Origin of the sequence: Aquamicrobium zhengzhouense (assembly GCF_016124105.1) — a bacterium.
Classification (GTDB): domain Bacteria; phylum Pseudomonadota; class Alphaproteobacteria; order Rhizobiales; family Rhizobiaceae; genus Aerobium; species Aerobium zhengzhouense.
In genome coordinates this window covers 1-1,264 of record NZ_JADGMQ010000029.1, presented here as the reverse complement: position 1 = coordinate 1,264, position 1,264 = coordinate 1, and the positions used below count along the sequence as shown (strand labels likewise).

Below are 1,264 nucleotides of genomic sequence, written 5' to 3'. Positions count from 1 at the left end.
CTGAGGTGGACCCGTCTGCTGAGACAGTTTGGCGGCTTGGCTAAGGTGGATCAGGTTGGTTTTTACGCCGCCAGTTGCTCCATCATTTCTGCGGTAGCATAGACCTCGTCGGGTGTCCTGCCGCCGAAGGTCGAGTGTGGGCGTCTCCGGTTATAGTAGTCGATCCAGGAGCCGATGCCGCTGCGAGCTTCGCTTCCTGTCTCGAAGGCGCTGAGGAATACGCACTCGTATTTGAGGCTGCGCCACAGCCGTTCGATGAAGACGTTGTCCATCCAGCGGCCGCGCCCGTCCATGGAGATGCGGATGCCGGCATCCTTCAGCGTCGTCGTGAAGGTGAAGCTGGTGAACTGGCTCCCCTGATCCGTGTTGAAGATGTCGGGCCTGCCGTAGCGGGCGATCGCCTCTTCCAGAGCAGCGACGCAGAAGTCGGTATCCATTGTGTTCGACAGCCGCCAGGCCAGCACCTTGCGGCTGAACCAGTCCATGATGGCGACGAGATAGAGGAAGCCGCGCCGCATCGGGATGTAGGTCACGTCGGCGCACCAGACCTGGTTGGGTCGCTCGATGCTCAGATGTCGCAGCAGGTAGGGATAGATGCGGTGCTGCGGATGCGGCGCGCTGGTCTTCGGAGCCTGGTAGATCGGCGACAGACCGATCTTGCGCATCAGCCGCCGGACCCGCTTGCGGCCCACGCACCAACCCTGGCGGCGCAGATGCCGCGCCATCTGGCGTGAACCATACCAGGGCGTCTCCATGAACGCCTCGTCGATGATACGCATCAATTCGAGGTTCTCGGGCGTCTCGTCCGCCGGCTGTCGGTAGAACGACGCCCGCGAGATCGAGACCAGTTCGCACTGGCGGCGGATCGAGAGCCGTTGGTGATCGGGATCAATCATCATTCTCCTCCGATCCAGGCTCAGCGATCGAAGGCCTTGGCCAAAAAATCCCGCTCGACGACGAGCTGGCCGATCTTGGCGTGCAGCTTCGTCACCTCGGCCTCCCGGCCGACCTGGGCATCGGAAGCCTTGTCGTCGAACGCCTTGGCCAAGTTCTCGATGGCCTGCCGTTTCCATTGCGTGATCTGGTTCGGGTGAAGCTGATGCTTCGTCGCCATTTCCGAAATCGTCCGCTCGCCGCGGATCGCTTCAAGCGCGACCTTGGCCTTGAACTCGGCAGTAAACCGTCTGCGTGTCTTCATGCTGGATCGTCCTTTCCATTGGGCGATCCACCTTATGCCCCTGTCTCAAAAACCGGCACCACCTCA

General features: G+C 61.4%; 1 protein-coding gene. It reads right to left on the bottom strand.

Features of this window, described 5'->3' with window-relative positions:
• Positions 1-62: 62 nt before the first annotated feature.
• Positions 63-1,198 (bottom strand): IS3 family transposase gene (locus tag IOD40_RS19810; RefSeq protein WP_198478425.1). Its coding sequence is split into 2 segments (ribosomal slippage): positions 63-946 and positions 946-1,198, totalling 1,137 coding nucleotides; the frame shifts between segments, so codons are not numbered across the junction.
• Positions 1,199-1,264 lie beyond the last annotated feature (66 nt).